Origin of the sequence: Arthrobacter sp. H41 (genome assembly GCF_000520535.1) — a bacterium.
In the GTDB taxonomy this organism is placed as follows: Bacteria; Actinomycetota; Actinomycetes; order Actinomycetales; family Micrococcaceae; genus Arthrobacter_D.
This window is the reverse complement of the sequence record NZ_KI914800.1, coordinates 36,258-40,432: the sequence shown is the minus strand read 5'-3', so window position 1 is coordinate 40,432 and position 4,175 is coordinate 36,258. Positions and strand designations below refer to the sequence as shown.

Annotated in this window: 6 protein-coding genes; all 6 read left to right on the top strand. The window is 67.8% G+C overall.

Features of this window, described 5'->3' with window-relative positions:
- Window positions 1-201 precede the first annotated feature (201 nt).
- Window positions 202-510, top strand: a complete 309-nt coding sequence (gene clpS, locus Y705_RS0110430; protein ID WP_026532808.1) for an ATP-dependent Clp protease adapter ClpS — start codon at window positions 202-204, stop codon at window positions 508-510.
- Between the two features lie 3 nt (window positions 511-513).
- On the top strand, window positions 514-1,080 hold the full coding sequence (locus Y705_RS0110425) for a DUF2017 domain-containing protein (protein ID WP_026532807.1): 567 nt from the start codon (window positions 514-516) through the stop codon (window positions 1,078-1,080).
- 74 nt (window positions 1,081-1,154) lie between these two features.
- Window positions 1,155-2,075, top strand: coding sequence for a glutamate racemase (gene murI, locus Y705_RS0110420; RefSeq protein WP_026532806.1), 921 nt, complete (start codon window positions 1,155-1,157; stop codon window positions 2,073-2,075).
- Window positions 2,072-2,869: an MBL fold metallo-hydrolase gene (locus tag Y705_RS0110415; protein ID WP_026532805.1), complete on the top strand. Its 798-nt coding sequence runs from the start codon at window positions 2,072-2,074 to the stop codon at window positions 2,867-2,869. Before murI ends, Y705_RS0110415 begins: the two co-directional genes overlap by 4 nt.
- 53 nt (window positions 2,870-2,922) lie before the next feature.
- A complete protein-coding gene (gene rph, locus Y705_RS0110410; RefSeq protein WP_444826179.1) occupies window positions 2,923-3,732 on the top strand; it encodes a ribonuclease PH in 810 nt (269 codons plus the stop codon).
- A partial coding sequence (locus Y705_RS19115) for a non-canonical purine NTP pyrophosphatase (RefSeq protein ID WP_081737970.1) occupies window positions 3,725-4,175 on the top strand: 451 nt, incomplete at its 3' end. The genes rph and Y705_RS19115, both read left to right, overlap by 8 nt.

The window sequence follows — 4,175 nt, the reverse complement described above, 5'->3', positions numbered from 1 at the left end:
GGCAGGCGCCGCGCGAAGGCTTCGAACACGGATCTGCGGTGCGCCGCTCCGGAATGGAGGGCCGCCTGCAGCATGGTGAGCTCGTACTGGTCGGTGAACAGGGCGGAATTCGTCGGAACAATGGTCACCCTCAAAACCTTAGCGGGCTCCGGTGAGAGTACCGGGAACCGGGAGGCTTCCCGGCGTCCTAGACTGGAAACTATGACAGTTGGCTTTGCGACGGACACCGGCACGCGGGAAGAGGTGCAGTCGGAAGTAGGAACGATTCTTGACCAGCCCTGGATCGTCGTGGTGTGGAACGACCCGGTGAACCTCATGAGCTACGTGAGTTACGTCTTCCAGGACTACTTCGGGTACAGCGAAGCCAAGGCCCGCCGCCTGATGCTCGAAGTGCATGAGAAGGGCAGGTCCGCCGTCGCGTCGGGGAACCGCGAGAAGGCCGAGCAGGATACCGTGGCCATGCATTCCTACGGATTGTGGGCCACCTTCGAAAAAGCCGGAAGCGAGTAGCGCGTGGCCAAGGCGTTCAAGTCCACGAGACGCGGCATCTCCGGCTCCCTGGAGCCCGGCGAGGTGCGGCTGCTCGGCAACCTCTTCAACGACATCGTCTCCATGCTCGAACCGGAGACCGCGGCCAGTTCCGATCCGCTTGCCGCGATGGTGGGAATGGACACCGAGGCGGTGGCGCCGTCGGACTCCGCGGTGCGCCGCCTGCTGCCCGATGGCGTTCGCTCCAACGACGACGAAGCGCTCGAGTTCCGCCGGCTCACCGAGCGCTCGCTCCGGGAGCAGAAGATCAGTGCGCTCCGCAGCAGTGCGCTGCTCCTCGAAGGCAATCCGGTGGTACTGAACCCCGGGCAGGCCCGGCTCATGGCGCAGGCACTCAATGACGTCCGGCTGGTGCTGGCCGACCGTCTGGGCATCGAGACGGAGGACGACGCCGAGAAACTCCACGACGTGGGGGATTCCTCCGACGTCGAGGACGTGGAGTCCTACCTGGCCCTGGTCTACAACTTCGTGACCTGGCTGCAGGAATCGCTCGTCCAGGCCCTGCTCACGGCGAGCCGGCAGGAACGCTGACGTTTCGGCTGTGACAAGAACCACTTCCGATGAGTTCGTTCTTTGGGAGCGGCAGGTCCTATTGTCGAGAGATCATGAGCCCAGACAACGCCGTCAGTGCACGATGTAAAAAGACCGGAGCGCCGATCGGCATCTTCGACTCCGGTGTCGGAGGACTCACCGTCGCACGGGCGGTCATAGACCAGCTTCCGCACGAGTCGATCATGTATGTCGGCGACACCGCCAACGGACCCTACGGTCCACTCCCGATCGCTGCGGTGCGGGCACATGCGCTGGCGGTGATGGACGACCTCGTCGATTCCGGCGTCAAGCTCCTCGTGATCGCCTGCAACTCGGCCTCGGCCGCCGTGCTGCGGGACGCCCGTGAACGCTACACGGCACGCTACGGAATCCCCGTGATCGAAGTGATCCAGCCCGCCGTCCGCCGCGCCGTCGCGTCGACGCGGAGCGGGCGGATCGGCGTCATCGGGACTTCCGCGACCGTCGGCTCACGCGCCTACGACGATACGTTCGCCGCCGCACCCCACCTCACCGTCACCTCGGCTGCCTGCCCGGCGTTCGTCGAATTCGTCGAGGCCGGTGTGACGGCGGGGCCGGACCTGCTGCGCACTGCCGAGCACTACCTCGCGCCGCTGCAGGCGGCCGACGTCGACACCCTCGTCCTCGGGTGCACTCACTACCCGCTGCTCACCGCGGTCATCTCCTATGTGATGGGCAACGCCGTCACCCTCGTCTCGAGTGCCGAGGAGACGGCGAAGGACGTCTACCGCGCACTGGTGTCCAACAACCTCCTGGCCGATGACACCTCGACCCCGGCACACCGCTTCATCGCCACGGGGAACGCAGCCTCCTTCGAGGTGCTCGCCCGACGGTTCCTCGGCCCCGAAGTCCTCAGCGTGCAGCACGTGGACCACCTGGCCGAGCAGTACCCCACGGGCAGCATGGCCATCCTCACGCCGGAGAGAATCGCGGCAGCCGGGAATCGCAATCCATGAAGCTCACCATCGTGGGCTGCAGCGGCTCGTTTCCCGGGCCGCAGTCGCCGGCGTCGTGCTACCTGCTCTCCGCCGAAGCCGACGGGCGCACCTGGCGCATCCTGCTGGACCTCGGCAACGGTTCCCTCGGTGCGCTGCAGCGCTACATGGACCTGCGCGAGATCGACGCCGTGTTCCTCTCCCACCTGCACCCCGACCACTGCATGGACCTGTGTGGGCTGCATGTGGCCGTGCACTGGGACCCCTCCGGGTGGAACCGGCCCCGGATTCCGGTGTGGGGTCCGGCCGCCACCGCCGACCGGATGGCCACCGCCTACGGCCTCGAACTGGATCCCGGCATGCACGAGGACTTCCGGTTCAGCTCCTGGACGGCACGCGCGCCCGTCCAGGTGGGCCCGTTCACCATCACGCCGTTCCCGGTGCTGCACCCGGTCGAGGAGGCCTACGCCCTTCGGGTGGAGGTGACCGAGGTCAACAGCGACGGCAACGAGGAGCGACGGGTGATCACCTATTCCGGCGACACCGACGCCTGCGACGGGCTGGTCGAGGCAGCCGCCGCGTCGGACATCTTCCTTTGTGAGGCCGCTTTCCACGAGGGGCGCGACGACGCCATCAGCGGCGTCCACCTGACCGGGCGGCGTGCAGGTGAGGTGGCGACGGCGGCGTCGGTCAAGCGGCTCCTGCTGACGCACCTGCCCGTGTGGAACGACGCGAACGTGACGGTGGGTGAGGCCCGGTCGAGCTACACGGGAAGCCTTGCCATCGCCGTGGCCGGCGTCTCCTACACGGTCTGACCGGCGCTTCCCTTCGGGCCGCCGGTTCAGAGCCGCCGGTTTAGACTGGCACCATGAGCCCAGCCACCAGTCCTTCCTCCTCCGTGCCGTCCGCCGCAGTGTCCGCATCAGTGCCCACATCACCGAAGCTCCGGGCCGACGGCCGCACCCCGGACCAGTTGCGGAACATCAGCATCACGCGCGGGTGGTCCAAGCAGGCCGAAGGATCCGCGCTCATCGAGTTCGGCAACACCCGGGTCCTGTGCACCGCATCCCTGACCAGCGGCGTGCCCCGCTGGCTCAAGGGCGAAGGCCGGGGCTGGGTCACGGCCGAGTACGCGATGCTTCCCCGTGCCACCAACACGCGCTCCGACCGGGAATCGGTGAAGGGGAAGATCGGCGGACGCACCCATGAGATTTCCCGTCTGATCGGCCGGTCGCTGCGCTCCATCATCGACACCAAGGCGCTCGGCGAGAACACCATCGTCCTCGACTGCGACGTGCTCCAGGCCGACGGCGGCACCCGCACCGCGGCGATCACCGGAGCCTACGTGGCGCTCGCCGACGCCATTCGGTACGCCAAAGACAAGAAGCTCATTCCCGCCTCGGCGTCACCGCTCACCGATACGGTCGCGGCCGTCAGCGTCGGCATCATCGACGGCGTTCCCATGCTCGATCTTCCCTACGTGGAGGATGTCCGCGCCGAGACCGACATGAACGTGGTGGTCACCGGCTCCGGCAAGTTCGTGGAAGTGCAGGGGACCGCCGAGGGTGCACCCTTCGACCGGGACGAACTCGACGCGCTCCTCGACCTCGCGCTGCTGGGCACGGCCCAGCTGGCCGGGATCCAGCTCGACACCCTGAAGGACCCGGCGCTTGCGTGAGCCGGCCGCACCGCGCCTGGTCCTCGCCACCCGCAACCCGGGCAAGCTGCGGGAACTGCGCGAACTGCTGAGGGGCCAGGTGCCCGGGCTCGACGTCGACACCCAGGTGATCGACGCCGAAACAGCTGGCGCGCCCGACGTCGTCGAAAGCGGGGTGACCTTCGCCGCGAACGCCTCACTCAAGGCCGAGCAGACGGCGCGGGCCACGGGACTGATCGCCGTGGCCGACGACTCGGGCCTCGCCGTCGACGTCCTGAACGGAGCGCCCGGCATCTTCTCCGCGCGGTGGGCGGGGCGCCACGGCGACGACGACGCGAACCTCGCGTTACTCCTTGCCCAGCTGTCCGATATACCCACGGGCCAGCGTGGGGCGGCCTTCCGCTGCGCTGCGGCCCTCGCCGTGCCGGATGGCGCAGTGTCCGTCGAGGAGGGCGAACTCCGCG

Excerpts from the sequence above, each read along its gene's own strand:
- Y705_RS0110415 (WP_026532805.1), top strand. The coding sequence starts at position 2,072 with ATGAAGCTCACCATCGTGGGCTGCAGCGGCTCGTTTCCCGGGCCGCAG.
- rph (WP_444826179.1), top strand. The coding sequence starts at position 2,923 with ATGAGCCCAGCCACCAGTCCTTCCTCCTCCGTGCCGTCCGCCGCAGTG.
- murI (WP_026532806.1), top strand. The coding sequence starts at position 1,155 with ATGAGCCCAGACAACGCCGTCAGTGCACGATGTAAAAAGACCGGAGCG.
- clpS (WP_026532808.1), top strand. The coding sequence starts at position 202 with ATGACAGTTGGCTTTGCGACGGACACCGGCACGCGGGAAGAGGTGCAG.